This window comes from Streptomyces sp. BHT-5-2 (genome assembly GCF_019774615.1).
Classification (GTDB): Bacteria; Actinomycetota; Actinomycetes; order Streptomycetales; family Streptomycetaceae; genus Streptomyces.
In genome coordinates this window covers 3168801-3192105 of record NZ_CP081496.1, presented here as the reverse complement: position 1 = coordinate 3192105, position 23305 = coordinate 3168801, and the positions used below count along the sequence as shown (strand labels likewise).

Here is a 23305-nt window from a genome sequence, read left to right as displayed (position 1 = left end):
CGGCCGCGGCTGTCGCCCAGTCAGACCGTCGACCGTACGTCCCCGGGACGACGTCCGAGGCTGGGAGCCTTCCTGGGAAGTCCGGAGGAGGCCACCGGGTCGCACCCGGATGCGCCTCGTATGCCCTGATACCGGCCACGGTGAAACACCAGCGGGGGCGCTGCGGCCGCTCCGCAGTGACGTACCTCGCCCACGACGATGAAGTGGTCGCCGCCCGGGTGGATCTCCTTGACGTCGCAGTCGATCCACGCCGACACTCCGGCGAGAAGCGGTGACCCCAGCGGGGTCAGGGACCACCGCACGTCGGCGAACTTGTCCGCGCCCGAGTGCGCGAAGACGTTGCTGAGCTGTCGCTGGTGCTCAGCGAGAACATTGACGCAGAAGCGGCCGGATGCCGCGATCGCCGGCCAACTGCGGGACGAGCGGCCGGGAAGCACGACGACCAGCGGCGGGTCCAGGGAGAGCGAGGAGAACGACTGGCAGGTAAACCCCACGGGGGAGTCCGGCGCTCCACCGGTGACCACGGTGACCCCGGAGGGAAAGTGCCCAAGGACCGAACGGAAGGTGTCATGGTCGGGTAGGGCGGCAGTGGAAGGAGGATTTGTCATCCCGCGCTACTCCGTCTCGTCCTGGGCACGACCAGCGGCTTCGCTGACGACGTTGACGATGTCGTTGACCGTCGTGAACACCCGGTCGATGAAGAGGTCGTCCGGGAGCTCGACTCCGAGTTCGTCTTCGAGCCGGATGAACATGCCGACGAACCCGAAGGAACTCACGTTGAGGACGGGGCCGGTCAGGGGCTCGTCGTCACGCAACTCGGTGGGTTCCATGGTGAGGCGTGACTCGGCGATGAGCATGCGCTTCACGATCGTGGCCACTTCAGAGCGGGGCGGGGCGAGACGGGGGTTGGTGGTCATCGCTGTCTCCTTGTCATGGTGATGTGCTCCAGTGGAAGGTCCGCGGAGCCGGCGTCAGGTGTGCGTGTCGACGGTGCCCTCGACGGTCCAGCTGTAGGTGTAGAGGGATTCCAACGTCACCGGCCCACGGACGTGCAGTCGACCGGTGCTGATGGCGAGCGCGGTGCCGATCCCCATCGCGGCGGCGTCGTTCAGCCGCAAGGAGCCGTTGACGACGATCGTCGCCGCGTCGATCCGCTGCCCGAATGCGGCGCGAGCCTCCTGGCTCGCGGCGATAACACCCTCGGTGTGTCCGGAGCCGAAGCGGTTGATGTGCTCGATGGCCTCCGACAGGCCGGAAACGGGGCGTATCGCCAGCGTCGGGCTCATGTATTCGCGGCCGTTGTCGTGCGGACCCAGCCGGGTAGGGTCGATCTGGGCCGACAGCGCAGCAGGGACCCGGCAGACGAGTTCCTGCGGAAGGCGCAAGATGCACCGTTTGGATTCCGGGTCGTGCTCGACGGCCTGATCGAGGGCCGCCAGGTAGGCGTCGACGGCGGAGTCGTCCACCAGGACCATGTCGAGCGCTGTGCAGGCCGCCGGGTCGAAGAGTTTGGAGTCCAGGGTCAGCCGTGCCGCGGCCTGGAGGTCGGCGCTGTGGTGGACGTAGATGTGGTTCACGCCGCCGCCGCTGGCGATCAGAGGAATCCGCGATGCGGTACGGCAATGCTCGATCAAGCTGGGACTGCCGCGGGGAATGATGACATCGATGGCATCATCGCGACGCAGCAGCTCTTTGAGCTGGCGGCGGTCGCTGCTGTCGAGAAGGGTCACCAGGCCCTCGGGGAGTCCGGCATCTGCCAACGCCGCACTGAGAAGCCCGCTGATCGACCTGGCGGTTTCGGTCATTTCCTTGCCGCCGCGCAACAAGACAGCATTGCCGGTCGCACCGCACATCGCCGCGCTTCGGATCGCGATTTCCGCCCGAGACTCGAAGATCATGAGGATGACGCCGAGCGGGCGTCGCACGCGGTGGGAACGTGCCGTCGCCGTGACCAGTGAACTGTCCTGGACAGTAGCCTGGTCCGGCAGGTTCCGTTCGATGGAGACGCAGGCACGCTCCAGGGATATGCGTTGGGCGTCGGTGAGACGCAGACGTTCCAGCAGAGCCTCTGACAGCCCCTGTTCCCGGGCGGCGGCCAGGTCGCGGGCGTTGCCCTCGAGGATGAAAGGCCAATGCTCGTCGATGCGTGCCCGGATGGCCTGAACGAACGCGCGGTAGGCGCCGTCGCCTATCGGGGGCGCCGCCATTCTTGCCGCAGACGTGCGGTCAAGAATCTGATCGATGTCCATGGTCGTGCGTGCTCCTTGGGCTCGAAAAATGATGGTCACGGCCGTCGTCCGCTATGGCGCGTTGGTCGGCTTGGCGCTGCCGTCCGCCAGCGCGGTCAGAGCGCGGCGGTCGACCTTGCCGTTGCCGTTGAGTGGCAGTTGCCGCAGACAGCGGTACCGGCTGGGCACCATGTACCAGGGCAAGGACCGCTGCAGATGCGCCATCAGGTCTGCTGCCTCGGACTCTGTACCGGTGTAGAAGGCCACTGGGTCCGCTGTGCCCTCGGGCACGACCACCACGGCTTCCTCCGTCCCAGGGTGGGTGCGCAGCACGGCTTCCACCTCACCGAGCTCGACCCGGTACCCGTGCAGCTTCACCTGGTTGTCCAGACGGCTGTGGTGGACGAGGACACCTGAGGCGTGCCTGGAGACCAAGTCGCCGGTGCGGTAGTACACCTCGGCCGGCGCTGAATCGGAGATCTGTACCGGATGCGCCCGGCCGTCGGCGATGCGGACGAACCTGTTCGTGTTGTCGGCCGGGTCGAGATAGCCGGCGAACCTCTGAGGTCCGCGCACGCATAGCTCACCCTCGTCCCCGACATGGCTGCCCTCGTCCACAAGCACATGGTCGACGAGCGGATGCGGGTAACCGATGGGGACGGTGCCGTTGCGGGTCTGCGGGCGCAGGGAGGGGGAATCGGGCACCTGGTAGCCGGTGCAGGTGATGGTCAGTTCCGTGGGCCCGTAGAGATTCTCCAACCGACTTGCAGGAGCAGCGCGTTGCCAGGCGTCCGCCTGTTCCCAGGTGAGCTGTTCGCCGGCGAAGAGCGACCACTTCAGTCCCGGCATGCTGCCGGCGGGAAGCCGACGCATCCTGCGGGCCAGTGAGATCACCGACGGCACCGAGAACCAGTGGGTGATGCGCTGCCGGTTGATGAAATCGACGGGGTCGTGAAGTTCCTCGCGGGAGGGGACCACGAGAGTGGCCCCGCTGCACCAGGCCACAAACATGTCGTAGACGGAGGGATCGAAGGTCAGATCGAAGGACTGGGAGAACCTGCTCCCCGGCCCGGAACGGCGTTGCCGCGCATGATGCTCGACGTATCCGCACACGTTGCCGTGCCGAATGGGGACGCCCTTGGACCTGCCGGTGGAGCCGGAGGTGAACAGGATGTACGCGGTGTCCTCGGGACCCACCACCGGCGTGTCAGGCAGCCCGGGCTCGGTCCGCTCGGCCGCTGCGAGGAGCTCCTGGCCGGCGACGGCACAGGCGGTGGGACGTCCCTCCCGGACCAGATGAGCACAGACGTCTGCATCCGACCCGACGACGGCGTCCGCCCCGGCGGCGCGGACGATCGCGGTGTTCCGTGCGAGGGGGAACTCAGGGTTGAGCGGAATCACGGTGGCGCCCAGTCGCAGCGCCGCCAGGTATCCCAGGTAGGTGACCGCGTCCCGGCGGGCGTGCAGGGCGACTCGGGCAGGCCGACTGCCACATCGGGAGACCAGACGCCGGGCCAACTGGCCGGCAGCCGCCCACATCTCGTCGTAGGTCAACGAGGTGCCCGCCACTTCCAGTGCAGGCTCGGAGCCGTGGCGCCGGACGGACGCGTGCACGAGAGCCGCGAGGCCGGTGGTGGGTGAGTTCATGGCTGGCTCCTCGACAACGGGGGCTGTGATGCCCAGGACGGCGGGCCGAAGTGGGGGGCGGCGCGCCTAAGGGCGTGTTCCTTCTCCGCGAGGTGTTCGAGGGTCGTGGTGACCAGTGCCGTGCGGGGGCGGCCGCGCAGTGCGGAGTCCGCGGCGAACCGCAGCGTCTGCGGCAGGTGTGCCCATGCACCGTCGGCCTCGTCGACCAGTGCACACAGGTCCGGGCGGGCGACGCCCTCCGTGGCGAGCAGGCGCGTGTAGCGGAACCGGTGGTGTTGGGAGGCGCCCCACAGGTCGTCGAGGAATCCGGGCCGGAAGCCGGCGGTCATGTCCTCGTTCAGTCTGCCGGCGAGGAAGGACCACACCTCCTGGGGCTCATACAGCCACCGACCCTGCGGCTCACCATCCCCTTCCGGGGCGTCTGTCCAGGTCAGCCACCGGTAACGGGTGGGTGGCAGTGCGACGGGGAAACCGAAGACAAGTTGGTTGCGTAGCTCCTGATCGGGTGTGAAGTCCGCCGGGCCGCACATGGCGTCCAAGAGGACGGTGGTGGTGACCCAGCCTTCGAAGGCTTTCTGCTCCTGCCCGGACGCCATCAGGCCCGCGAAGTGGTCCACAGCGTGCCAACGGCCCTGATGCGGATCGTAGGAGTCGACCAGCAGGAAGTGCGGGGCATCGTGCTCCGGCCCTGAGAGGGACCATGGAAGGTGCGAGCTGTGGGTGAGAATCAGCAGACACCCCCGCGACGCGTATTCCTGCCGCAGTGCCTCGGCTACTTCGTCGGGCCGGTCGCTCCCCCGGTAGACGAGAGTGCGGCCCTCCCGGGTTTGGTTGAGTGGTGTGCTGTGGTGGGAGAAGCCGATGCCGTCGGCCAGGTCGGTGCGCACGGCCAGGCGCACCGAGCGTGCGAGGGTGTCCGCCACGTCATCGGCGGGTCGGCATTCCTCCAGGTAGGCCGCGAGGTTCGCGGTGTAGCAGCTGAGTACGCGCCAGCGGCCGAGTCCCCCGTCGAGGGTTGTGCTCTGCGGGCGGCTCATCACGCACCTGCCGTTGCCACTGCCGGTACGAGCGCTTCGGAATGATCGGCGATCAGGTCCAGAAGAGTGGCGGTGGTACCGCCCGCGATCCCGAACATGGCGGTCTCCAGGCGTAGTTGCTGTATGCCGTCAGACTTGAAGCCGTCGGCTCCCATCAAGGGGCCGCAGGTGTCCAAAACGGTGTCCAGGGCTCGTGCGCCGGCGGCCTTGACCACTGCGGTGAGGGCCATCGCCTCATCCAGACCGCCGGGGTTGTCAGGGCGCGGTTGGCTCAGACGGTCGCAGAGCGCCCGGAGGGTCTGGTGGGTGAGGACCGCTTCCGCATAGCGCTGGCGAACCGCCGCGTTGTGCCACAGGGGTGCCCCGGCGATGCGGCGTTCGGACAGGTGGGTTCGCACCTCAGCGAGGACCCGGCCGGCCAGTGCCTCCGCCCACAGTCCGCTGGCGAGGCGTTCACCGGCCATCTGCCGGGCGAACAGGGCCAGCCCGCGCCCCCGTCCACCGATGACGTGGCCGGTGCCGAGCTGGACGCGGTCGAAGGTCAGGTCGCCGAGAGCGGAGCCGTTGAAGGCGGTGGTGTCGGCGGGGCTCCGGGTGACGCCGGGCGCGTCCAGCGGTACGAGGAGCAGGGTGAAGCTGGTGAACTGTCGCCCTGGCGCGTGCCGGGCCAGTACCAGCGCCCACTCGGCTGTCATGGCGTTGACAATCCAGCGTTTGGTCCCGGTCAGTTCGACCCGGTCGCCGGAGAACTCTACGGTGGTCCCCAGACTGGTCAGGTCCGACCCAGGGGCGGCCCCGTCGGTGGCAGCGACGCCGATCTGCGCCGTGCCATCCAGAATGTCCTCGGCCACGGTGGTCAGCCGGTGGGCGGAGCCACGCCAGGCCGCCAGCAGCAGCGGCAGGGCGTTCGCCACCTGGACGCAGACGCTGAGGGTGGAGCCCAATGCGGCACGGGCATCGACGTCCGCCAGCAGATTGCGTAGGTGATGCGGATCGTATCCATAGCGAGGGTCGGGTTTGGCGAACACATCGCGCAGCGTGGCGCCGCCGAGTTCGGCCCACAGCCAACGGGTGCGTTGCGCCGCCGTGTCAGACAAAGCGCACCTCGCTGTCCAAGAGGGCCATCGCACCGTCGACGGCGTGGAGCCGGTCATTGCTGTAGTTGAGCGCGGCCGACCGCAGGTCACGTACCGCGCGCTCCAGGCCCAGTTCGGAGTTCTTGAGGTAGCCGTGACGCATACCGACCAACTCGATCAGGTCGTTGACCGCGGCCAGGCACTCCTGTGACGCGGTGAGTTTGACGGCGTTCATCAGCAGTTGATACGGCGCGGCCTGGGGGGACTGCGAGGTCTTGTACACATCGGTGCCGTGTGCGATCAGCGCATGCACCAGATCCAGTCGCTGCCGGATGTGGGACAGGCGACTTCGCAGCAGGTCGGAGGTCATGTCCCGGTGCTTGCGTTCGGCCGGACTGCGCAGCCAGGCGACCGTCCGGGCCAGCGCTCCGGCCGCGGTGCCCAGCCAGCAGGCAGACCAGCCGAGGTGGGCCAGCGGCCCGAAAGTCTCGGTGACGATCTCCCTGAAGCGGCCTGACCCTCCGATCACGTTGCCGTGGGGGACCGCGCCGTCGAAGCGCATCGGGACGCTGCGCGTGGCCCGCATGCCCAGCGGATTCCAGCCGCCGAGTGGCTCGGCCGTCACGTCCTGGGCATCGGCGTAGACCAGCGACACCTGGTTCTCGGCCGCTTCAGTGTCCGCGCGCATGCTGATCAGGTAGCCGTCGGCGTATTCGCCTCCGGTGACAACGGGGGCCATCCGCTGCACTCGCAGGGTGTCGCCGAGGTTTTCCACCGCCTCACCCGCGCTGAGCAGGTATCCGCCATTGCCCACCTCGGTGGTGACGGAGGCGAGATAGACCTCGCCTCGGGCAATTCGGGGCAGCAACTGCTCGGCCAGTCGCGGTGGGCCGTAGCGGACGACGGCCTCGACCTGCTGACTGTGCATGGCGAAGATCATTCCCGAGGAGGTGCACTCCCGGGACAGGGCATGGCTGACCGCGAGGACGTCGTCGACCGTCCCTCCGGGTCCGCCGTAGCGCGTGGGAACGACCAAGCCCAACAGACGGGTCGTGCGCAGGCGGTCCATCACGGCGGTCGGGAAAGCGGCTTCCACGTCGGCGGACGGGGCGTTTTCACGGGCCGTGGCCAGCACGTCGGCCAGCGCCGCGGGATCGACCACGGAGGACGGTCGCAGGTTCAACGGGCTGGTGATGCCCAGTGCCGTGCGGCCCTCTAAGTGCCCTGCCGTGGCGGCCGGTTCTGGAGTGACAAGGGCGGTGCTCATCGCAGCTCGCCTGCCTTCTCGCGGGACTGCTCGACGACCTCCCACAGATTGCCTGCGGTCTCGAAGGTGTGGTCGTTGAGCTTGTCATCGGGTATCGCGGCGCCGTAGGCGTCCTCCAGCGCGAACAGGACCTCGATCGCCTGCATCGAGTTCAGACCCAGTTCGCGGAGCCCGTCGCCCGGGGCGAGCTCACGGTCGTTGGGCAGGTAGGGAAGGTGAGGGCGAAGTACTGCGGTGAACTGCTCGTCCATGTTTTCTCCTGTTGTGAGTCGATGGTCAACGGATCGACAGGGCAGCGTGGTCTGCCGGACCGGTCGCGGTGGAAAGGCTGACTTCTTCACGTCGGGTGCTCAGCTGGGTGGCGCCGACGAACCGGACACCGTCCACGATGATTTCGACGGGCAAGGGATGACTGAGAAACAGTGCCAAGCTGGCGGTCAGCCCGTAGGCGCCGACGTTGGGCACGGCCAGCAGGTCGCCCTCGGCCACCTCTCCGATCGGGTGTTCACCGGCCCAAGTGTCGAGGGGAGTGCACAACGGGCCGCAGATCCTCGCCGGTTCGGCTCCGGACGACTCGGCGACTCTGTGCGAGAAGCGACCCGTGGCGCGCACCACATCGGGCCGCAGCGGCGGGACACGCCGCAGGCCGGCCATGCCGCCCAGGTGGTGGATCCCGCTGTCGAGCACGACGATCCGCTTGCCATGCGTACGTTTGACGTCGAGGACCCGGGTCAGCAGCCGCCCACAGGTGGCAGCCAGTCCCCGGCCCGATTCGAAGGCCACGCGCGGACGGCCCTGGCGCCACCCCGGGAACGTCGTGTCCAGTTCGGCCGAGAGGGCCTCGGCGAGCCCCTCGTTCACTGCGGGCTCTCCGGCCACCGCGTAAGGAGCGGCGAAACCTCCGCCGAGGTCGAGCGTGCCGAACGGCACCTCGAGCATGTCCTGCAGACGCACCGCGATCGCAAGGGCGACGCGGAACTGCGCCATGAGGGCCTCGGTGTCAGGAAGGTTGGTGGCGAGGTAGAGCTGAAGCCCGTCCAGGACCGCGTGCGGATACCGGGTGAATGCCTCCGGCTCGGCGGTGATGGCGGCCTCGTCGGCGCCGAACTGCGAGGGGACACCGGTCATGGTGAGGCCGGCCACTGCCTTGACCCGCTCCGGGTTCACCCGCAGCAGATAGCGAGTGACCGTCCGGTGCTCACGCGCGGCCTCAGCCAACTGCCTGACACCATGGGCGGAATCGACGGAGAAATGACGGACACCGGCGCGCAGGGCCCGGTCGATGTCCTCACGGCGTTTGGCTGGCCCGTTGTAGAGAAACGTCGCCGGGTCCGCACCGGCCCGCAGGGCCACGTCCAGTTCTCCGGGCGAGCTGATCTCAGCACTGCAGCCCTGACCGAGCAGGGTGGCGACCACGTCCGGGTGCGGATTTGCCTTGACCGCGTACAGCAGATCCGTCGGCTGGGGGAGAGCGCGCCGCAGGGCCTGATAGCGCGTGCGGAGCTCCGCGAGATCGTACACATAGCAGGGCGTCGGAAGGGTGGACAGGGCCTCGTCGAGGGTGAGTTCAGACACCGTGTGGCTCCTTCGGCATCTGCGCCAGGCCTGTGTCGGCTCTCGGTTGGAACATCCGGCACAGGGCATCGATACTGCGCAGGTTGTGCGGGACGAGGTCCGGCGCGTCGACCTCCACACCGAGGTGCTGTTCGAGCGACTCCACGATGTCGAGTGCGCGGAAGCTCGTGTAGGTGGAAAACTCGGTGAGGTCGCCGGCCTGCGCAACGTCCTCCGGACGGACGCCGAGCACGTGCGCCGCAGTCCGGACCACTAGGACCTGAAGGGTGTCGCGGCTCATCGGACCACCGCCGGGGTCTCCTGCAGGCAGGCCTTCAGCCGCCTGCTGTCGGTCCGCAACAGATGTGCGATGCGGTCCAGTACTCCGCCCGGGACCGGACGGCTGCGCTGCGCCCGGCGCATGGCGAGGTAGGTGGCCTCCGCCGCTTCCAGCCACTGGTCCGCTCCCTTGTAGGCGGGACGGTCATCAGTGCCGGAAGCGGCATCGGCGGTGGCGAGCCAGCGGGCCTGCGCCATCCGCTGACGGGCCATCAGCCACACTTCCGTGGTCAGCCGCGACAGAGCCGCAGCATGGTCCGGGTGGCGGGCGTAGGCGTCCAGGTAGGAGTCGATCCGGCCGTCGTCCGTTGCGGAGGTGAGCTCACGCACCGTCGAGGCCAACGCCTCGGCAGGGCCGATGGGCATGCCTGCCGAACTTCTGGTCAGTCCCACCACGGTGAACGAGTCGACGTGGTCAAGAGTGGCCCGGAGCGCGGCGGGCGTGAGTGTCCATACCGACGGGCGCGCGGCGCCCCAAGGGGTGTCGTTGGTGTAGGCGTCCAGCAGCTCCACCGAGCCCTCCGTGGTGCGCACCACGAAGCTGTGGCCGGCGTGCTTGTGCTGGTAGTAGGGGACCCACGGCAGGTGAAAGGCGTCGGCGATCACCAAGTGCCAGACGTCCGCGGGCGCGTCCGTCAGCCGGTCGGGTATGGAGACCCGCTCGGGTGCGGTGTGGCGCAGCCCCAGGCTCCTGCCGGCGGTCGCCACCCGGTCCGCCAGCGTCGGTTCGATCGTCGGCAGCCCGGTCCTGTCCTGATCGTCCTCCAAGACGACGGCCCGCGGCCGGAAGGCGAAGACGGCGCCGAGCTCGTGCTCACGTCGCGTGCGGTGCATAGCGTTGCCGACAGCGGCCAGGTTCGCCTGAATGCAATCGAGCGCAGAGGTGTCTATATCGATTTCGGCTCGGGCAAGGTGCTCAATCAAAGGATTCCCCTTCCGGCGTGTGCCGTACCCGTCGGCCATATGGAAACTTCCGTAATATGGCAGGAAGTCGGCGTGCGAACCTCCAAGGAATTCACCGATCGCTCCGGCTGCTCTCGCCGTCCGCGAGATCGATGCTCGGGGTGCCGCGTCGGATTCTGGTATAGCCAGCGGCATGCCGAGGTTCTGTCGAGCTCACGCCGAAGCGATGAGGTCGCCCTGTTCAGACGCTTATCAAGCGTGACCTCGACGAGATCTCGACGCGAATTCGGCGTCGGCGTAGATATACCTGAGCCGTTTCCGGGCCGTCTGCGGTACATCGACGGTGGCCGTGGCCGGTGAGCCGCAGGACACACGATGTCCGAGTGCCCTGCCCCGGCTTCCCTGCGCAGACGCATCGCCCGGAAGACGACTCTGCCGGATCTTCCTACCGAGGTGGCACCATGCAGCGAACCATTCCGGAACTCCTCGAACATGCACGACGGTCGTACCCAGAAAGGCTTGCCGTGGCCTTCGATGGCGAACGCCTGACCTTCGCCGAACTGCACTACCGCGCCCGCTCAGCGGCCGGCCACCTGGCCGACCTTGGGATCGAGGCGGGTGACCGGATCGGCGTGTGCCTGCGACCGGGGCTCGAGCAACCCATCACGGTGCTGGCCGCGAGCTGCGCGGGTGCGGTGGTGATTCCGATGCACCCCAACCTCATGGCGACGAACGTCGCCCACGTGGTCCGGAACGCCGGAATCCGGCTGCTCGTCGCTGATGACTCCCGCGCTGACGAACTTCGCACCGCTCTGCCGGGAGTGACGGTAATCCCGCCGCTGACCGGAACCGATGAGAACACCGCGAGGACCGAAGGCCGGGCCCAGGACACGGCTCAGACGCTGGTCGTCGCCCGCCCGCAGGAGAACGACCTGGCGATGCTCATCTACTCGTCGGGTTCCACCGGACGCCCCAAGGGCATCATGATCACCCATGAGAACCTCGTGCGGGGCGCCGAGATCGTGGCCGAGTACCTGGGCACCCGGCAGTCGGACCGGATCGCCGGCCTGCTGACACTCAACTTCGATTACGGCCTGAACCAGCTGTGGCAGTCCCTGCTGACCGGAGCCTCCCTGCATCTACACGAGTTCGTCATGCCACGCACGGCCTTCAGGATGCTCGCCGAGGAACGCATCACGGTGCTCCCCGTCATGCCCGCTCTCGTCCAGCGTCTGTTCGCGGCACGCGTCGGCGGCGTGCCGGAAGGACTGGACCTGTCGTCAATCCGCTACGTGTGCTCCAGCGGCGGAGCCATGTCCGAATGGGCGATCAACACCCTGCAGACCGCCTTCCCGAAGGCGGACCTCTACCTCATGTACGGCTTGACCGAGGCCTTCCGCAGCAGCTACCTGGAGCCCGCCCAGCTCACCGTCCGTCCGACCTCGATCGGGAAAGCCATTCCCGGGGTCCAGCTGCACGTGGTCGACGACGAGGGCAACGACTGCCCGCCCGGTGAGGTCGGCACCCTCATCCACCGCGGCGGCTGCATCAGCAAGGGCTACTGGAACAACCCGGAGCAGACCGCCCGGGTCTTCCGCCGCCTGGACCGCTTCCCGGGGGAGACGGTGGTGTGGACGGGGGATCTGGCGACCGCCGACAGTGAGGGATACCTCTACATCCTCGGCCGAGGGGACTCACAGCTCAAGCGCGACGGATTCCGGATCAGCCCCAACGAGGTCGAGGCGGTGCTCAACGACCATCCGGCGGTCGCCGAGTCGGTGGTCCTCGGATTCCCGGACGGAGACCGCGGTCACCGACTGGTGGCGACATGGGTGGCCCGGCCCGGCCACACCGCGGACGACGGCCCGGATGACGCCTGGCTGGTGGCCAATCTGCCAGCACACATGATCCCCGGCGAACTGCGGTACATGAAGGAGTTCCCCATCACGGTGAACAACCAAGGGAAGGCCGACCGGATCGCTCTCAAGGAGCTGCTCACCGCGGAGTTGTCACGATGAGCGCGGGCGAGGGCCGAAACCTGTCACTCGTCCGCCGGCGCCCCCTTCCCGCCCTGGCCGGGGCACATCCGGCACACCCGATCGTGACCACGGCCGGTGAACCCCCTGCCTTACGAGACGGGGCGCGCAACCGGCCGCGCGTCATCGTGTCGAGCCTGGCGTCCGACTCCCACACCTGGAACCTGGTCTACCTGCAGCTCCTCCTCGAGGAACTGGGCCACGAGGTAACCAACCTGGGGGCCTGTGTCCCCGACGACGTGCTGGTCGCCACGTGCACACGGCAGAGCCCCGACCTGATCGTGATCAGCAGCGTCAACGGGCACGGCTTCCAGGAAGGCGAGCGGGTGATTCACGCACTGCGCGCACAGCCATCGCTCGCGGCCACTCCCATCGTCATCGGTGGCAAGCTCGGAACCGCCGGGTCGGATCCCTGCCAGTCCCGGACGCTCATCGACGCCGGGTACGACGCGGTCTTCGAGGACGGCGCCGCGGGCGTCGTCTCCTTCCGGTCGTTCGTCGCCGCACTGCCGGCCGGAGCACACTGATGCACCCGAGAAGGTCAAAGCCGCCCACCAGGCAGCCAGCCGGCCCGGTCAGCGGCCCCCGCGCCTCCTTCGGCGCCTTCGTCCAGCAGATGGAGCAGGCACAACGCCTGGTGGTGCAACCGCGGATGGGAATGAGCGACCCGCGGGAGATGCGCCGCGGGCTGCTCGCCACCAAGCATGCGGCAGCAACGACCGTCGGCACGATCACCCTGGACAGCTACACGCGGGTCGGTGCCCACGACACCGCCCGAAGTGCGCTGCATGTGGGGGCGCCGCTCAACGGATATCCCATCGTCGCGCACGAAACGGCGACCACCAGCGCGGTGATCGAGGGGATCGGCGACGCGTCCTTCCCGATTCAGGTGCGGCATGGCTCCGCGGCGCCGGAGGACATATTCCGGACCCTGGTCACCCTGGGCCTGGACGCCACCGAAGGCGGCCCCCTCTCCTATTGCCTGCCCTACAGCCGCCGACCGGTGCGTGACTCCGTGGAGAGCTGGGCACGGTGCACCGAGTTATTCGGACGGCTCCGGTACGTCGGCCAAGAGCCACACCTGGAGACCTTCGGCGGCTGCATGTTGGGGCAGTTGTGCCCGCCAAGCCTGCTCGTGGCGATCTCCGTGCTGGAGGCCATGTTCTTCCGTGAGCACGGGGTGCGCAGCATCTCCCTCAGCTATGCGCAACAGACCAGCCACGATCAGGACGTGGAGGCGATCTGGGCCCTGCGGCGGCTGGCGGGCGAACTCCTCCCGGACGTTCAGTGGCATGTCGTGCTGTACGCCTACATGGGCGTCTATCCCAAGACGCCGGAGGGAGCCCGGCATCTGCTGGAGGAGGCCGCCAGGCTCGCAGTCCGTGCCGGTGCGGCGCGACTGATCGTCAAGACGGAGGCGGAAGCGCACCGCATCCCCACGATCGAGGAGAACGTCCGCGCGCTCCAGACAGCCGCTGCGGCCGCACAGGGGCACGCACGCACCCTCGGCGGTTCGATGACCGACACCGGTCTGTACACCGAGGCCAGAACCCTCGTGGAGGCGGTCGCCGACCTGCATCCACGACTGGACCGAGCACTGGTCCTCGCCTTCGAACGCGGATATCTCGACGTTCCCTACTGCCTTCATCCCGACAACCGAGGGGAAACGCGCAGCTGTATCGCTCCGGATGGGAGGCTGGCTTGGTCCCGTGTCGGCCGGCTGCCGATCCCCGCACCGGCACAGCCCGCAGGGGGCGGGGCGATCACCTCGACGACCTTGCTGTCCGCGTTGTCCTACGTGGCGGACAAGTGCGATGCCCTCGCACTGGACCCGGCTGCGGACAAGGTCCTCACTGCACCACAGGGCTCCTGACCTGGGCCCGCGGACGCACTACCACACCGGGCGAGGTGGCAAGACCGCCTCGCCCGGCGCGTTCACCCCTCGTAGGCCACCGCCAGCGGTACCGGAGCGGATCCGCGCAGGCTTCTCCAACACAGAGATCCGATCCGGCCCGAGGTGGTGAACGGCGGAATGTCCAACGTCCAAGGACGGCCCTGCAACCCCACCCCGCGCGCTTTGACGCAGGCCTCCTGAACACTCCAGACCCACGCAATCTCCTCGTCCAATCGGTGGCTCGGCAACACCTCCAGGAGACCGGCGTAGCGGCCCGCGCAGCGGCGCACCAGCCGGCCCCCGGAGCCACCCACGGGAACCTGCACATCCACCCCCACAGCCCTGCCCCGCCCCACCGCGGCCGCAACCCAATTCCCGTCGTGCGACAGGCTGATGTGCACGTCCGGATGGGCTTCGATCACCGGGGCCCCCGCCGGGGTGCGCGCCAACCGCGCGTCGGCCGCCTCCGGTGCGACCTCCACCATCAGCTGTCGCAGCAGGGCACGCACGGCGTCCGACTGCCGGCACCGCTGCGCCCCCGCAGCGGCGATGGAATGTTCGATGTCGTCGCTCCTGCGCAGCGAAATCCACACCTGGGAAGCGATTTCGAATCCAGTAATCCCGGCTGCGGAGAAACCATTCCAAGCAATTCTCTGTGGTGACATGGGAATTCATCCTTGCGGCGGCCCCACCGGCAGTCAAGGGGACGGGCGTCGCCGGTCCGGGAAGAGTCGAAATAACCGCACCCCAGCGGGATCTCGGCGAGACCTCGGCAAGTAATTCGCTATACCGGATACCGGCGCTCGGGTTCCGGCACCGTGCGATGCGGAGGCGTGGCTCGTCACTTCCGGATCGTTTCACGGTCACAGCTGATGCGAGCAGATCCGCCTGGGCGCCGCCTACCGCTCACATACTCCGGGAGTCGCCATGGGAATCGGAATTCCCACGCACTGGTACAACGTCCTGGCCGACCGCGGCCTCGAACTGCCGGCAGAACGCCCGGCGCCCGCCCGTGATGACGCAGCGAGCGGCGGGATCTCGCTGGCCATACCGAAGGCCCTGATCCGCCAGAACATGCCACTGCAGTCCTGGGTGCCGATACCAGAACGGGTGCGGGAGGCGTACGCGGCATGGCGGCCGACCCCGCTGGTCCGGCTGCGGCACCTGGAGGCCGAACTCGGCACGACCGCACGGCTGTACATGAAGTACGAAGCCGGCAACGTGGCGGGCTCGCACAAGTACATCACCGCCGTGGCCCAGGCTCACTACTACTCGGAGTCCGGAGTCCGCACACTGGTGACGAGTACCGCGGCCGGCCAATGGGGCGTGGCGGTCGCAGCCGCAGCCGCACGGTTCGGCATGGACTGCGTGGTGCACATGGTCCCGGGCAGCTATGACCGGAAGCCGGGGCGACGAGCCACCATGGAGATGTTCGGCGCCAAGGTTCACCGGGGACGGCCCGCCGACCTGGCAGCGGACACCCGGTCGACCTCCCTAAGTGACGTGATGAGCGAGGCCATCGAAAGCGCCAACCGCACCGAGGGTGGCCGCTGGATCCTGGGCGGCAGTGAACCGTTCGCCATCATGCACTCCACCGTGATCGGCCTTGAGACACGCGAGCAGTTGGCCGCCGTCGGTGAGAACGGCGCCCCCGTCCTGATCGGCTACCTGGGTGGTGGCAAGAACATCGGCGGGCTGGGCCTGCCATTCCTGGCCGACGGTGCAAGCGCCACTATCGTCCCGGTCGAGTCCAGCGCCTATCCGCTCCTGACCCGGGGCGAGTACCGCTACGATGCCACCGACCGGGCCGGCCGGGGATCGGCAGCCAAGATGTACACCCTTGGCACCGACTTCGAGGGCGCCCCCATCCAGGCCGAGAGCATGCGCTACCACGCCGCCCCCAAGCTTCTCAGCACGCTACGCGCGCAGGACATGTTGCACCCGCTCGCATATGACGAACAGCCGGTCTTCGACAGCGCTCGCCGGCTACTGCGCACCGAGGGGTATCTGCCGTCGGCGGAGGCGTCTTATGCGGTCCACGCCGCATGCGAGCTTGCACAGCGGCCGGAGAACGCTGGTCGCCCGCTCGTTTTCTGTGTCTCCGACCACGGTTACTACGACGGCGACGCCTACCGTGCCTACTTGGACGGCAAGTTGGCTGCGATACCCGTGTGACGACGCCCGGGAACCGGTGGCGGGGTGCGAGCCGAACCGGCCCCGCCATCCAGGCCGAGCAGCGGGAGGATGCTGCCCCCGGCAAGCACGCTGCGGGGGCGCAAACGGAGGCCGAAACTTAAGCCTGTAAGCCATTTTTGAACTAGGGTATATTCCGGCACGCGGGGGCACCCACCACATCCGGCGGGGAGCTGCACGTAGGGCTCGAGCACAACAACCGTGGATGAAAGGGAGGCGAAGCCCTCTTGGATACTCAGCACGACGTGCCGGCGCGGCCCGTAGGGCGTCGCGAACGCAACAAACAAAGGGTCAGGCAACAGCTCTACACCGCTGCGCTGAACCTTTTCGCCGAGCAGGGGTTCGACCGGACTTCCATCGATGAGATCGCCGAGCGCGCCGACGTGGCGCGGGGGACCTTCTTCAACCACTTCCAACGCAAGGAAGACCTCATCGCCGTCTGGTCCGATCAGCGGCGAGAGCGCCTACTGGCCTCCATGCAGAGGGAGGAGGAGAACCTGGACGGATGCCACTCAGGTGCCGTCGTGCGGCTCCAGCGCTGCATGACGCTGCTGGCGAAGCTGAACGACGAAGAGCACGATGCCACGATCCCCATGATCACCGCATGGGTGAAGGCCGGCATGCCGCTCCAAGAGGAGCCGTACACCGCCGACATCTTCACGCGGATCGTCACGGACGGCTGTCAACGCGGGGAGTTGGCAGCGGACGCCGCACCTCGACACCTCGGTTACATGCTGCGCGACCTGTATCTCGGCGCGCTCTACCGCTGGTGTCAGCAGCAGGGGGCGAACGCCGCCATCGACTCCCTCACTGAGGACTTGCAGGCCAGTCTTCGCGTCTTGGTGCGAGGCATCGAGGCGCACCCCGAGACGCTGTCCTGACCGCGTCCGGCAACACCGACGTCTCCGGCCGGCATCGGAGCATTGCTACGGCCCCAGGCTGTAGGCCCAGGCTCAGTCGGCCAGGGACGCTGGTGCTGCCTGTGTGGCGTCGTTGCGTGGCGAGGCCGGTGCGAGCAGCTGGGCTATGCCGCGTCCGGCCTGACGGAACGGCTCTTGTGAGCCCCTGAGGCGTGCGAGTACGTGCGCACCCTGGCGGATCGCGAGGATGGAGACGGCCAGACTGTCGACGTCGATGTCCGGGGAGAGTTCGCCGCGGGCGACGCCCTCGTTGAGCACCCGGACGATTTCCGCCTGGATCCAGGCATAGGTCTCCGCGATCGGTTCGCGCAACTCGTCGTTGGAGGCGACTTCCTCGTCCTGGATGAGTCGGCCGAGGCGGCAGCCGCGTATCACGTGCTCGTCCGGCGCGAGGTACGCCTCGATCTTTTCGTAGGTGGTGGAGGCTGCGGTGAACCGCTCGGTGACCTCGCGCTTCAACTCCTCTCCCATGCGCTGCTCCGCGGCCAGCGCCAGCCGCGCCTTGCTCTGGAAGTGGTGGTACATGCTGCCCTGTCCGGCCTTGGCGAGGCGCTGTACGGCTGCGGGACTGGTGGCCGAGTAACCGCGTTCCCACAGCAGCTGCTTCATGCTGCCGATCAGCCGCTCGCTGGTTCTTTCGTCACTAACTCCGTTGATCCTGGCCATGGTTGCCAGTCTAGCGCCCCCTGAGTACAGTCTGTACTTCGAGGTACATTGTACTTTGAAGTACAACTCCTTCGCAGGCCGAGTCCGGCCGCATCGGGCCAGGGGAAAGGCACCATCGACATGACCGTGACGACCGAGTTACCGGGTACGAACACCCCTTCACAGACCCACGGGCGCGCTGCCGGGTTGGCGCTGCTGGCGGTGTGTCTGGGCTACTTCATGGTGCTGCTCGACGGCAGCGCCCTGAACATCGCACTGCCCTCCATCCAGCAGGACGTCCACGGGACCATGTCCACCCTCCAGTGGCTGGTCAACCTCTACACGATCCCGCTCGCAAGCCTGCTGCTGTCCTCCGGCGCACTGGCGGACCGCGTGGGCTCACGCAAGGTGTTCATGTGGGCCCTTTCGGGGTTCGCGCTGACCTCGCTGCTGTGCGCCCTCAGTCCGAACCTCGGCGTCCTCATCGCCTGCCGCGCCCTGCAAGGCGTGGCGGCCGCCGGAGTCCTGCCGACGACACTGGCGATCATCGCCCGCAACTACCCCGTCCTGGCCGAACGCGCCAAGGCGATCACCGTGTGGGGCGCCACCGGCGGCATCGCCCTCGTCGTCGGCCCGATCGGCGGCGGCCTGCTGACCCAGACCTTCGGCTGGCGGTCCATCTTCCTGGTCAACGTGCCCGTCGGCGCCTTCGCGCTCTGGCTCTCCTGGCGCTACGCCCAGGAAACCGAACGCCGCAGGGAGCGCTCCTACGACCTCCCCGGCCAACTCACCGCGATCGCCAGTCTCGGACTGATCGTGGCAGCCCTCATCGAAGGCGGGGCCCGCGGCTGGACCGACCCCTACACCCTGGTACTGGCCGGCGCCGGCATGCTCGCCCTGGTGGCCTTCGCGCTCGTGGAGAAGCGCGTGGACGCACCGATGCTGCCCCTGGCGATGTTCCGCCGTCGCGCCTTCTCCGCGGCCATCACCGCGGGATTTGCCTACCAATTCGGCGCCTTCGGACTGCAGTTCATCATCGCGATCTTCATCGAGGCCCAGTGGGGGTACTCGGCATCGCAGGCCGGCACCTTCCTGCTGCCCTTCGCCGTGCTCCTGACCATCGGCACCTCCTACCTCAACCGACTCTGGAAGGCCCGGGGGATGCGCTGGCTGATGCTCGTCGGATCGAGCATCGCCACGGTCGGCACCGTGCTCTGCCTGGCGGCCGGTGACGAGAAGACATGGCCCGTCCTGGCGATCGGCTTCGGTGTCACCGGTCTCGGCGGCGGAATCCTGGCACCGAGCATCAACGGCGCCGCCCTCGCAGAAGCAGACAGTCAGTACGCCGGCATCGCCTCCGGCGTTCTCAACACCTTCCGGCAGATGGGACTCGCCGTCGGCGTCGCCGTCCTCGGGGCGATCCTGGCCGGCGGCGACCACGTCACGGACCTCCGCATCGACCTGGCCATCGGCGCACTGTGCTTCCTCACCGTTGCCCTCCTGAGCCGACGCCACATCCACCGCTGAAGGCCCCCTCCCAGCCGCTCCCCGGCACCAGCGCAAGAGGGGAGCGGCTGGGATATAACAGCTGATGACCGCGCGCAGGATCCAGCCACTCAGGTTGCTGACATCGCTGCCGGTACCGGTCCGCGCCCCGCGAACGCTAGGGGACGAGTGCGCCTTCCGCGCGCCGCACGTACGGCACCGTGCTGGTCGATGTCGACGCAAGCCGGATCGTGGATGTCCTGCCCGACCGCACGTCCGAGACGTGCGCGGGCTGACTCAAGGGGCATCCCCGTGCGGAGACCCTCTGTCGTGACAGGGCCTCCGTCTACACGAAGGCGGTAAAGAAGCCTGCGGAAACGCGGTTCCCGGGTGACAGAATCTTCGGTGTCTTACGCTGATGAGCACGAATGCCGACAGTGGGGTTGTGGTCGTACTCCTGTGCCCTCGACAGGCCGGCGGTGGGTATCAGCCGCCAGGAAGGGGCTCGGGGTAGCGCTTGAGGACCTGGGCGGGGTGGTCTTCGTCGGTGGGCCAAAGCACTACGTGGTAGCGGTCCTCGCCTTCCAACCCATCCTCGGAGACGGTACGCAGACCGTGGGAGTAGATGCGCACGGCGTATGTGCCGGGGGTGAGGGGGATACGAGGCAGCCTGTCGTCGACGTCCTGCATGGAGATCAGCAGGCGTCCGGAGCAGAGCGCGAGACTGGCCTGAGTGACGTGATCGGCCTGTTGAAACTCTAGGTCGTCGCCGGCCGGCGACGTGCGGCGTACGTCTACGGTGACGGGAACGCTGAAGGGGCGGGCGGTTCCCATACTGACGACGCCGGGGGAGGCGTTGATCCAATCCGCAACCAGTGTGTCGAACCAGGCGCGTTCGGGTTCGTCCAGGTTCGCATCGTCGTCCATGATCAGCAGAGTTGAGTAATCAGCGCGGACCTCGAGTTCGTGGTGGGAGAGCAGGTCGGGGTCGCTCGGGGGCGGCGTGGCAGTCATCTGGAAGTGGGCTCCGTCGGGTAGCGAGTACAGGGCTTGGGCGAGGGGGCCGCGGATGCGCATGCACTGTGCGGCCTCTTTGACGGTGAGGTTGGCGTCCTCGTAGGTACCGCCGAGAGTGAAGAAGCGTAGTGGGATCAGGCGTTGGTCGTGTGTCAGGGCGCCATGGCGGTCCTGCCAGCTCGTGGCGAAGGCGTGGGTAGCGTTCACGTCGGGATCGGACAGGAGCCATTGCGCCCACTGTTCCAGGCTGTCACCGAGGATGGTGCGTTCGGCGGTTTCCGGATCGAAGCGCACCACGTGCCCCTCACTGTCGAGGGCGAACTGGGTGCCAAAGAGGTCTTGGGCAAAGCACAGCAAACCATCGGCCAGGCCCTGGTAGGTGTGCTTCCAGGTCTGCGGATCGTTCCAGGTCTGCAAGTCTGGGCCCAGACCTTCGGCACCAGCCCGAAAGATCTGCAGGCCGGCGTTGAAGGCAGTGAGGCCGTTGTGGCGCGTCAAAAGCGCAGCCAGCTCACCGTAGGCCCCGTCGGAGCGATCTAGTTCCACGGTCACGGGTGGCCCCAGGGGGTAGCGGGCTCGTGCGGTGAGCGCATCGAGGTACTGGGGATCGAAGGGCGTGGTCATGCAGTTATCACCGTCACATGCTCGCCGTTGTCGAGGCCCCTGAGCTGATTACCCATCGATCTGCCAGCCCCGCGGTTGTCGCTCCGATCTATGTACTTCACCGAGGCGCCGAGACCGCCTTCCGCGAACATCGCTGGCGGGTACTCGTCCCGGTCCAGCTTTTCAGCGCCTCGCTTCGGTATCCCGCGCAGGGACTCCTTTCGGTTGTCGTCAGCGCCGTCACGATCGATCGTCAGATCCGCGGGCTGCTGTTGCTCGCGTCGCTCGTCTCCGCGCCAGGAGATGCCGGATTGGGCCTCGTCGACGTGCTGGGCGGTCTCGGGGTACTTCACCTTGTCGATGATGACGTAGTGCCCACGGCCGCCAACATCTCTACCCCCACCGCCACCACCATGGCCGCCGCCCCCCTCGACGTCGGTCGCCTCCCGATCCGCCGTGTCCTCAACGTCTCTGCCTGCCTCCTCCGTGCGGTGTTCGACATCGTCGCCGGCGCCTTCGGTAGAGGTTTCCACGTCTTCGCCTGCAGTTTCCAGGTCGCGCGAACCGTCGCGGAACCCCAGGCCCGACAGTACGGATGCGCCGGCGTGCAGCGCTCCACCCGCAATCTTTCCGCCAGCCTTGATCTCCTCTCCGAGCAAGGTGCCGGCGCCCTGCAGGGCCATGTTCTCGACATGCCCCGCACCACGCAGCGCACTGGCCGCGCCGTGACGGAACCCGCCCGCGAGAGAATCCAGCCCCGTTTCCACCGCACCGACGGCTTTGTCCCACAGCGTTGGTTTCGGCGGTGCCGCTTCCTGGGCCTTGGCCACCACCCCAGCGCTGCGATGGCCTTCTGCCTGCACCTGGCCGCGGGCCTGAGCCAACAAGGACCGGGCCTGCTCCCGTGTTGCCTCGCCCGGATCCGAGAACGGGGCAAGTACGGAAGCTGCGCCCACACCGTTCTGCTGTTGGGCTTGCAGGGCAGTTCGTTCGTAGGTCGCCTTGGCTTGTTGCGTCTGCCTCTCACCCTGCTCCCACAACGCAACGGCTTCGCGCGCCTGCTCCTGGGCCCACGCAAGGGTGTTGCTGTAGGAGTTCAAGGCTTGTGCGGCGTCGTGGAAGGCGTCACCGCAGGTGATCCAGCGTTTCGGTTCCTCGTCGTAAAAATCGTGAAAGGCGTCCGCCGCTTTCCCTTTCCAGCCATCGTGGTCCAGGTTTCGCAGTCCCGAGCCGACTCGGGACAACGTCTGCCCGAATTGGGTCAGGAGGCGAGCCGTGGCCTGCACGGCCTTCACGTCGCCGGGCACCAGATCCTTCGGGTCCCGACTTTCCCCCAGCTCAGCCATGCACACCACCACGGGCGAGCTGAGTGATACGCGTCAGGTTTGCGGCGACCTGGTGGTCGACCTCCAGGTAGGCGCCTGCCGTGTCGATCAAATTGCGCGAGAGCCCCCGACCGTCCTTCGTCAGGTTCTGCACACCCACCTGCCACCGTTCGCAGAAGCCGGCCAGTGCCGCGCTCAGACCTTCATGACCCACGACATCCGCGTCACATTCGACGTCCTCGACACGGTGACTCTCCAACAACGCCATCAGATCCGCCGCCCCCAACCCGGCGTTCTTGAGCGCCTCTATGTCCACGGAGAACGACTCCGCCCCCACCCGCTGTCACTCCCTCAATTCGACTGCGCACACCAAGACGCAGCGGCACCGTCACCCAGTTGCAGCGCCCAACGTAACCCGAGCCCGTCGTGCGACCAACAGGAAACCAAGTCGCCGGCGCTGACGTCCGGTGCGACGGAGAACTTCCTCGATTCCCTGCGCAACATTCTCGCCGCTGCCCGGAAGGCCGCCGCGATGATGGGCACCGACGAGCTCCACGCCACCGGTGACTGGCGCCAGGTCTTCACTGAACGGCGGTGTGGAACGTCGCGTAATTCCCCAGCCGCAACGCCAAGCTGCTCCCCATGGGGCCGCGGAGCCGCACCGGAATGACCAGGGGGACGCCGCACTTCCCCGGGCCGCCCGATAGCCGGCTGAGCCTCAGGGACGCGGTGGGCAGTCAGGGATGAGCGCAGCTCACCGCGGTAGCGGCGCCGTAGGCGTCCTTGACGGCCCGGTGCGTTCCAAGACACTTCCAAGGCGGGCGGCCCGAGCCAGGAACCGCACCCGACTCGAACGCTTGCCTGGGGAAAGTGGCGCTCTCGGTGGGGAATTGCATGACCGTCGACAGTCGAGTTCGGTGGAGGTGTTGTCTATCGGCATCAGGTCGCACGGCCGGCAGTGTCAGGTCGGAGGCTGAGTCGGTGCTGGGGGAGACCAGCACGCGCGAGGGCGGGCTTCGTACGGGCATCTTCTAGCGGGCAGGCGTCAACTGGGGGAAAGTGCCCGGACATTGCTCGGTGTGCCTCTAGTATGAACGGTCTGCGCTGGCGGCTCACGCGCACCTTCTGTATGTGTT

The 23305-nt window shown here is 67.5% G+C and carries 22 protein-coding genes; 6 read left to right on the top strand and 16 right to left on the bottom strand.

The genetic code is table 11. The features are described 5' to 3' along the window. Window positions 1–20: 20 nt before the first annotated feature. From K2224_RS14200 to K2224_RS14150, 11 genes are read right to left on the bottom strand one after another with little or no spacing between them, the layout of a single operon-like run. Window positions 21–608 carry a flavin reductase family protein gene (locus K2224_RS14200; RefSeq protein WP_221906913.1) on the bottom strand — a complete coding sequence of 196 codons (588 nt, stop codon included), beginning with the start codon at window positions 606–608 and terminating at the stop codon, window positions 21–23. 6 nt (window positions 609–614) lie between these two features. Further along, on the bottom strand, window positions 615–917 hold the full coding sequence (locus K2224_RS14195) for an acyl carrier protein (protein WP_221906912.1): 303 nt from the start codon (window positions 915–917) through the stop codon (window positions 615–617). A 54-nt stretch (window positions 918–971) separates the two neighbouring features. Continuing rightward, the gene (locus K2224_RS14190; RefSeq protein WP_221906911.1) at window positions 972–2249 is read right to left on the bottom strand and encodes a glutamate-5-semialdehyde dehydrogenase; all 1278 of its coding nucleotides are present in this window, start codon (window positions 2247–2249) and stop codon (window positions 972–974) included. Between the two features lie 51 nt (window positions 2250–2300). Then, complete coding sequence (locus K2224_RS14185) at window positions 2301–3875, bottom strand: amino acid adenylation domain-containing protein (RefSeq protein ID WP_221906910.1); 1575 nt, start codon at window positions 3873–3875, stop codon at window positions 2301–2303. Further along, window positions 3872–4912, bottom strand: coding sequence for a hypothetical protein (locus K2224_RS14180; protein ID WP_221906909.1), 1041 nt, complete (start codon window positions 4910–4912; stop codon window positions 3872–3874). Before K2224_RS14180 ends, K2224_RS14185 begins: the two co-directional genes overlap by 4 nt. Further along, window positions 4912–6009: an acyl-CoA dehydrogenase family protein gene (locus K2224_RS14175; protein ID WP_221906908.1), complete on the bottom strand. Its 1098-nt coding sequence runs from the start codon at window positions 6007–6009 to the stop codon at window positions 4912–4914. The genes K2224_RS14180 and K2224_RS14175 overlap by 1 nt, the downstream gene beginning before the upstream one ends. Beyond that, window positions 6002–7255: an acyl-CoA dehydrogenase family protein gene (locus K2224_RS14170; protein ID WP_221906907.1), complete on the bottom strand. Its 1254-nt coding sequence runs from the start codon at window positions 7253–7255 to the stop codon at window positions 6002–6004. Before K2224_RS14170 ends, K2224_RS14175 begins: the two co-directional genes overlap by 8 nt. Then, window positions 7252–7506, bottom strand: coding sequence for a phosphopantetheine-binding protein (locus K2224_RS14165; RefSeq protein WP_221906906.1), 255 nt, complete (start codon window positions 7504–7506; stop codon window positions 7252–7254). The genes K2224_RS14170 and K2224_RS14165 overlap by 4 nt, the downstream gene beginning before the upstream one ends. Window positions 7507–7531: 25 nt before the next feature. Further along, window positions 7532–8830: an alanine racemase gene (locus K2224_RS14160; RefSeq protein ID WP_221906905.1), complete on the bottom strand. Its 1299-nt coding sequence runs from the start codon at window positions 8828–8830 to the stop codon at window positions 7532–7534. Then, window positions 8823–9110 (bottom strand): phosphopantetheine-binding protein, encoded by a 288-nt coding sequence (locus K2224_RS14155; protein WP_221906904.1) that lies wholly within the window; start codon window positions 9108–9110, stop codon window positions 8823–8825. The genes K2224_RS14160 and K2224_RS14155 overlap by 8 nt, the downstream gene beginning before the upstream one ends. Further along, complete coding sequence (locus tag K2224_RS14150) at window positions 9107–9982, bottom strand: hypothetical protein (RefSeq protein WP_221906903.1); 876 nt, start codon at window positions 9980–9982, stop codon at window positions 9107–9109. The genes K2224_RS14155 and K2224_RS14150 overlap by 4 nt, the downstream gene beginning before the upstream one ends. A gap of 530 nt (window positions 9983–10512) precedes the next feature. On the opposite strand from K2224_RS14150, the gene K2224_RS14145 reads away from it, so the two are divergent. The 3 genes from K2224_RS14145 (at window position 10513) to K2224_RS14135 (ending at window position 13960) form a co-directional block, all read left to right on the top strand. Continuing rightward, window positions 10513–12069, top strand: a complete 1557-nt coding sequence (locus K2224_RS14145) for an AMP-binding protein (RefSeq protein ID WP_221906902.1) — start codon at window positions 10513–10515, stop codon at window positions 12067–12069. A gap of 146 nt (window positions 12070–12215) precedes the next feature. Continuing rightward, window positions 12216–12614 (top strand): cobalamin B12-binding domain-containing protein, encoded by a 399-nt coding sequence (locus tag K2224_RS14140; RefSeq protein WP_260692604.1) that lies wholly within the window; start codon window positions 12216–12218, stop codon window positions 12612–12614. Continuing rightward, on the top strand, window positions 12614–13960 hold the full coding sequence (locus K2224_RS14135) for a methylaspartate mutase (RefSeq protein WP_221906900.1): 1347 nt from the start codon (window positions 12614–12616) through the stop codon (window positions 13958–13960). The genes K2224_RS14140 and K2224_RS14135 overlap by 1 nt, the downstream gene beginning before the upstream one ends. Before the next feature lie 62 nt (window positions 13961–14022). Here the strand turns inward: K2224_RS14135 and K2224_RS14130 are convergent, their stop codons facing one another. Further along, a complete protein-coding gene (locus tag K2224_RS14130; RefSeq protein WP_221906899.1) occupies window positions 14023–14646 on the bottom strand; it encodes a 4'-phosphopantetheinyl transferase superfamily protein in 624 nt (207 codons plus the stop codon). Window positions 14647–14908: 262 nt separating this feature from the next. Here K2224_RS14130 and K2224_RS14125 point away from each other — a divergent pair, with 262 nt between their 5' ends. Together K2224_RS14125 and K2224_RS14120 are read left to right on the top strand one after the other, a co-directional pair. Further along, window positions 14909–16156: a TrpB-like pyridoxal phosphate-dependent enzyme gene (locus K2224_RS14125; protein WP_221906898.1), complete on the top strand. Its 1248-nt coding sequence runs from the start codon at window positions 14909–14911 to the stop codon at window positions 16154–16156. A gap of 245 nt (window positions 16157–16401) precedes the next feature. Further along, window positions 16402–17055, top strand: coding sequence for a TetR/AcrR family transcriptional regulator (locus K2224_RS14120; RefSeq protein WP_221906897.1), 654 nt, complete (start codon window positions 16402–16404; stop codon window positions 17053–17055). Between the two features lie 72 nt (window positions 17056–17127). Here the strand turns inward: K2224_RS14120 and K2224_RS14115 are convergent, their stop codons facing one another. Beyond that, window positions 17128–17760: a TetR/AcrR family transcriptional regulator gene (locus tag K2224_RS14115; RefSeq protein ID WP_260692600.1), complete on the bottom strand. Its 633-nt coding sequence runs from the start codon at window positions 17758–17760 to the stop codon at window positions 17128–17130. A gap of 120 nt (window positions 17761–17880) precedes the next feature. Between K2224_RS14115 and K2224_RS14110 the strand changes: the two genes are divergently transcribed. Then, window positions 17881–19266 carry an MFS transporter gene (locus K2224_RS14110; RefSeq protein WP_260692598.1) on the top strand — a complete coding sequence of 462 codons (1386 nt, stop codon included), beginning with the start codon at window positions 17881–17883 and terminating at the stop codon, window positions 19264–19266. Between the two features lie 444 nt (window positions 19267–19710). On the opposite strand, the gene K2224_RS14105 is transcribed toward K2224_RS14110, so the two are convergent. From K2224_RS14105 to K2224_RS14095, 3 genes are read right to left on the bottom strand one after another with little or no spacing between them, the layout of a single operon-like run. Continuing rightward, window positions 19711–20865: an SMI1/KNR4 family protein gene (locus K2224_RS14105; RefSeq protein ID WP_221906896.1), complete on the bottom strand. Its 1155-nt coding sequence runs from the start codon at window positions 20863–20865 to the stop codon at window positions 19711–19713. After that, window positions 20862–22190 (bottom strand): putative T7SS-secreted protein, encoded by a 1329-nt coding sequence (locus tag K2224_RS14100; protein ID WP_221906895.1) that lies wholly within the window; start codon window positions 22188–22190, stop codon window positions 20862–20864. The genes K2224_RS14105 and K2224_RS14100 overlap by 4 nt, the downstream gene beginning before the upstream one ends. Continuing rightward, window positions 22183–22485 (bottom strand): hypothetical protein, encoded by a 303-nt coding sequence (locus tag K2224_RS14095; protein WP_221906894.1) that lies wholly within the window; start codon window positions 22483–22485, stop codon window positions 22183–22185. The genes K2224_RS14100 and K2224_RS14095 overlap by 8 nt, the downstream gene beginning before the upstream one ends. Window positions 22486–23305: the final 820 nt, after the last annotated feature.

Bases quoted from the DNA above. Each gene is read 5' to 3' on its own strand.
- K2224_RS14200 (WP_221906913.1), bottom strand. From the start codon at position 608: ATGACAAATCCTCCTTCCACTGCCGCCCTACCCGACCATGACACCTTC.
- K2224_RS14195 (WP_221906912.1), bottom strand. From the start codon at position 917: ATGACCACCAACCCCCGTCTCGCCCCGCCCCGCTCTGAAGTGGCCACG.
- K2224_RS14190 (WP_221906911.1), bottom strand. From the start codon at position 2,249: ATGGACATCGATCAGATTCTTGACCGCACGTCTGCGGCAAGAATGGCG.
- K2224_RS14185 (WP_221906910.1), bottom strand. From the start codon at position 3,875: ATGAACTCACCCACCACCGGCCTCGCGGCTCTCGTGCACGCGTCCGTC.
- K2224_RS14180 (WP_221906909.1), bottom strand. From the start codon at position 4,912: ATGAGCCGCCCGCAGAGCACAACCCTCGACGGGGGACTCGGCCGCTGG.
- K2224_RS14170 (WP_221906907.1), bottom strand. From the start codon at position 7,255: ATGAGCACCGCCCTTGTCACTCCAGAACCGGCCGCCACGGCAGGGCAC.
- K2224_RS14165 (WP_221906906.1), bottom strand. From the start codon at position 7,506: ATGGACGAGCAGTTCACCGCAGTACTTCGCCCTCACCTTCCCTACCTG.
- K2224_RS14155 (WP_221906904.1), bottom strand. From the start codon at position 9,110: ATGAGCCGCGACACCCTTCAGGTCCTAGTGGTCCGGACTGCGGCGCAC.
- K2224_RS14150 (WP_221906903.1), bottom strand. From the start codon at position 9,982: ATGCACCGCACGCGACGTGAGCACGAGCTCGGCGCCGTCTTCGCCTTC.
- K2224_RS14145 (WP_221906902.1), top strand. From the start codon at position 10,513: ATGCAGCGAACCATTCCGGAACTCCTCGAACATGCACGACGGTCGTAC.
- K2224_RS14135 (WP_221906900.1), top strand. From the start codon at position 12,614: ATGCACCCGAGAAGGTCAAAGCCGCCCACCAGGCAGCCAGCCGGCCCG.
- K2224_RS14130 (WP_221906899.1), bottom strand. From the start codon at position 14,646: ATGTCACCACAGAGAATTGCTTGGAATGGTTTCTCCGCAGCCGGGATT.
- K2224_RS14125 (WP_221906898.1), top strand. From the start codon at position 14,909: ATGGGAATCGGAATTCCCACGCACTGGTACAACGTCCTGGCCGACCGC.
- K2224_RS14115 (WP_260692600.1), bottom strand. From the start codon at position 17,760: ATGGCCAGGATCAACGGAGTTAGTGACGAAAGAACCAGCGAGCGGCTG.
- K2224_RS14110 (WP_260692598.1), top strand. From the start codon at position 17,881: ATGACCGTGACGACCGAGTTACCGGGTACGAACACCCCTTCACAGACC.
- K2224_RS14105 (WP_221906896.1), bottom strand. From the start codon at position 20,865: ATGACCACGCCCTTCGATCCCCAGTACCTCGATGCGCTCACCGCACGA.
- K2224_RS14100 (WP_221906895.1), bottom strand. From the start codon at position 22,190: ATGGCTGAGCTGGGGGAAAGTCGGGACCCGAAGGATCTGGTGCCCGGC.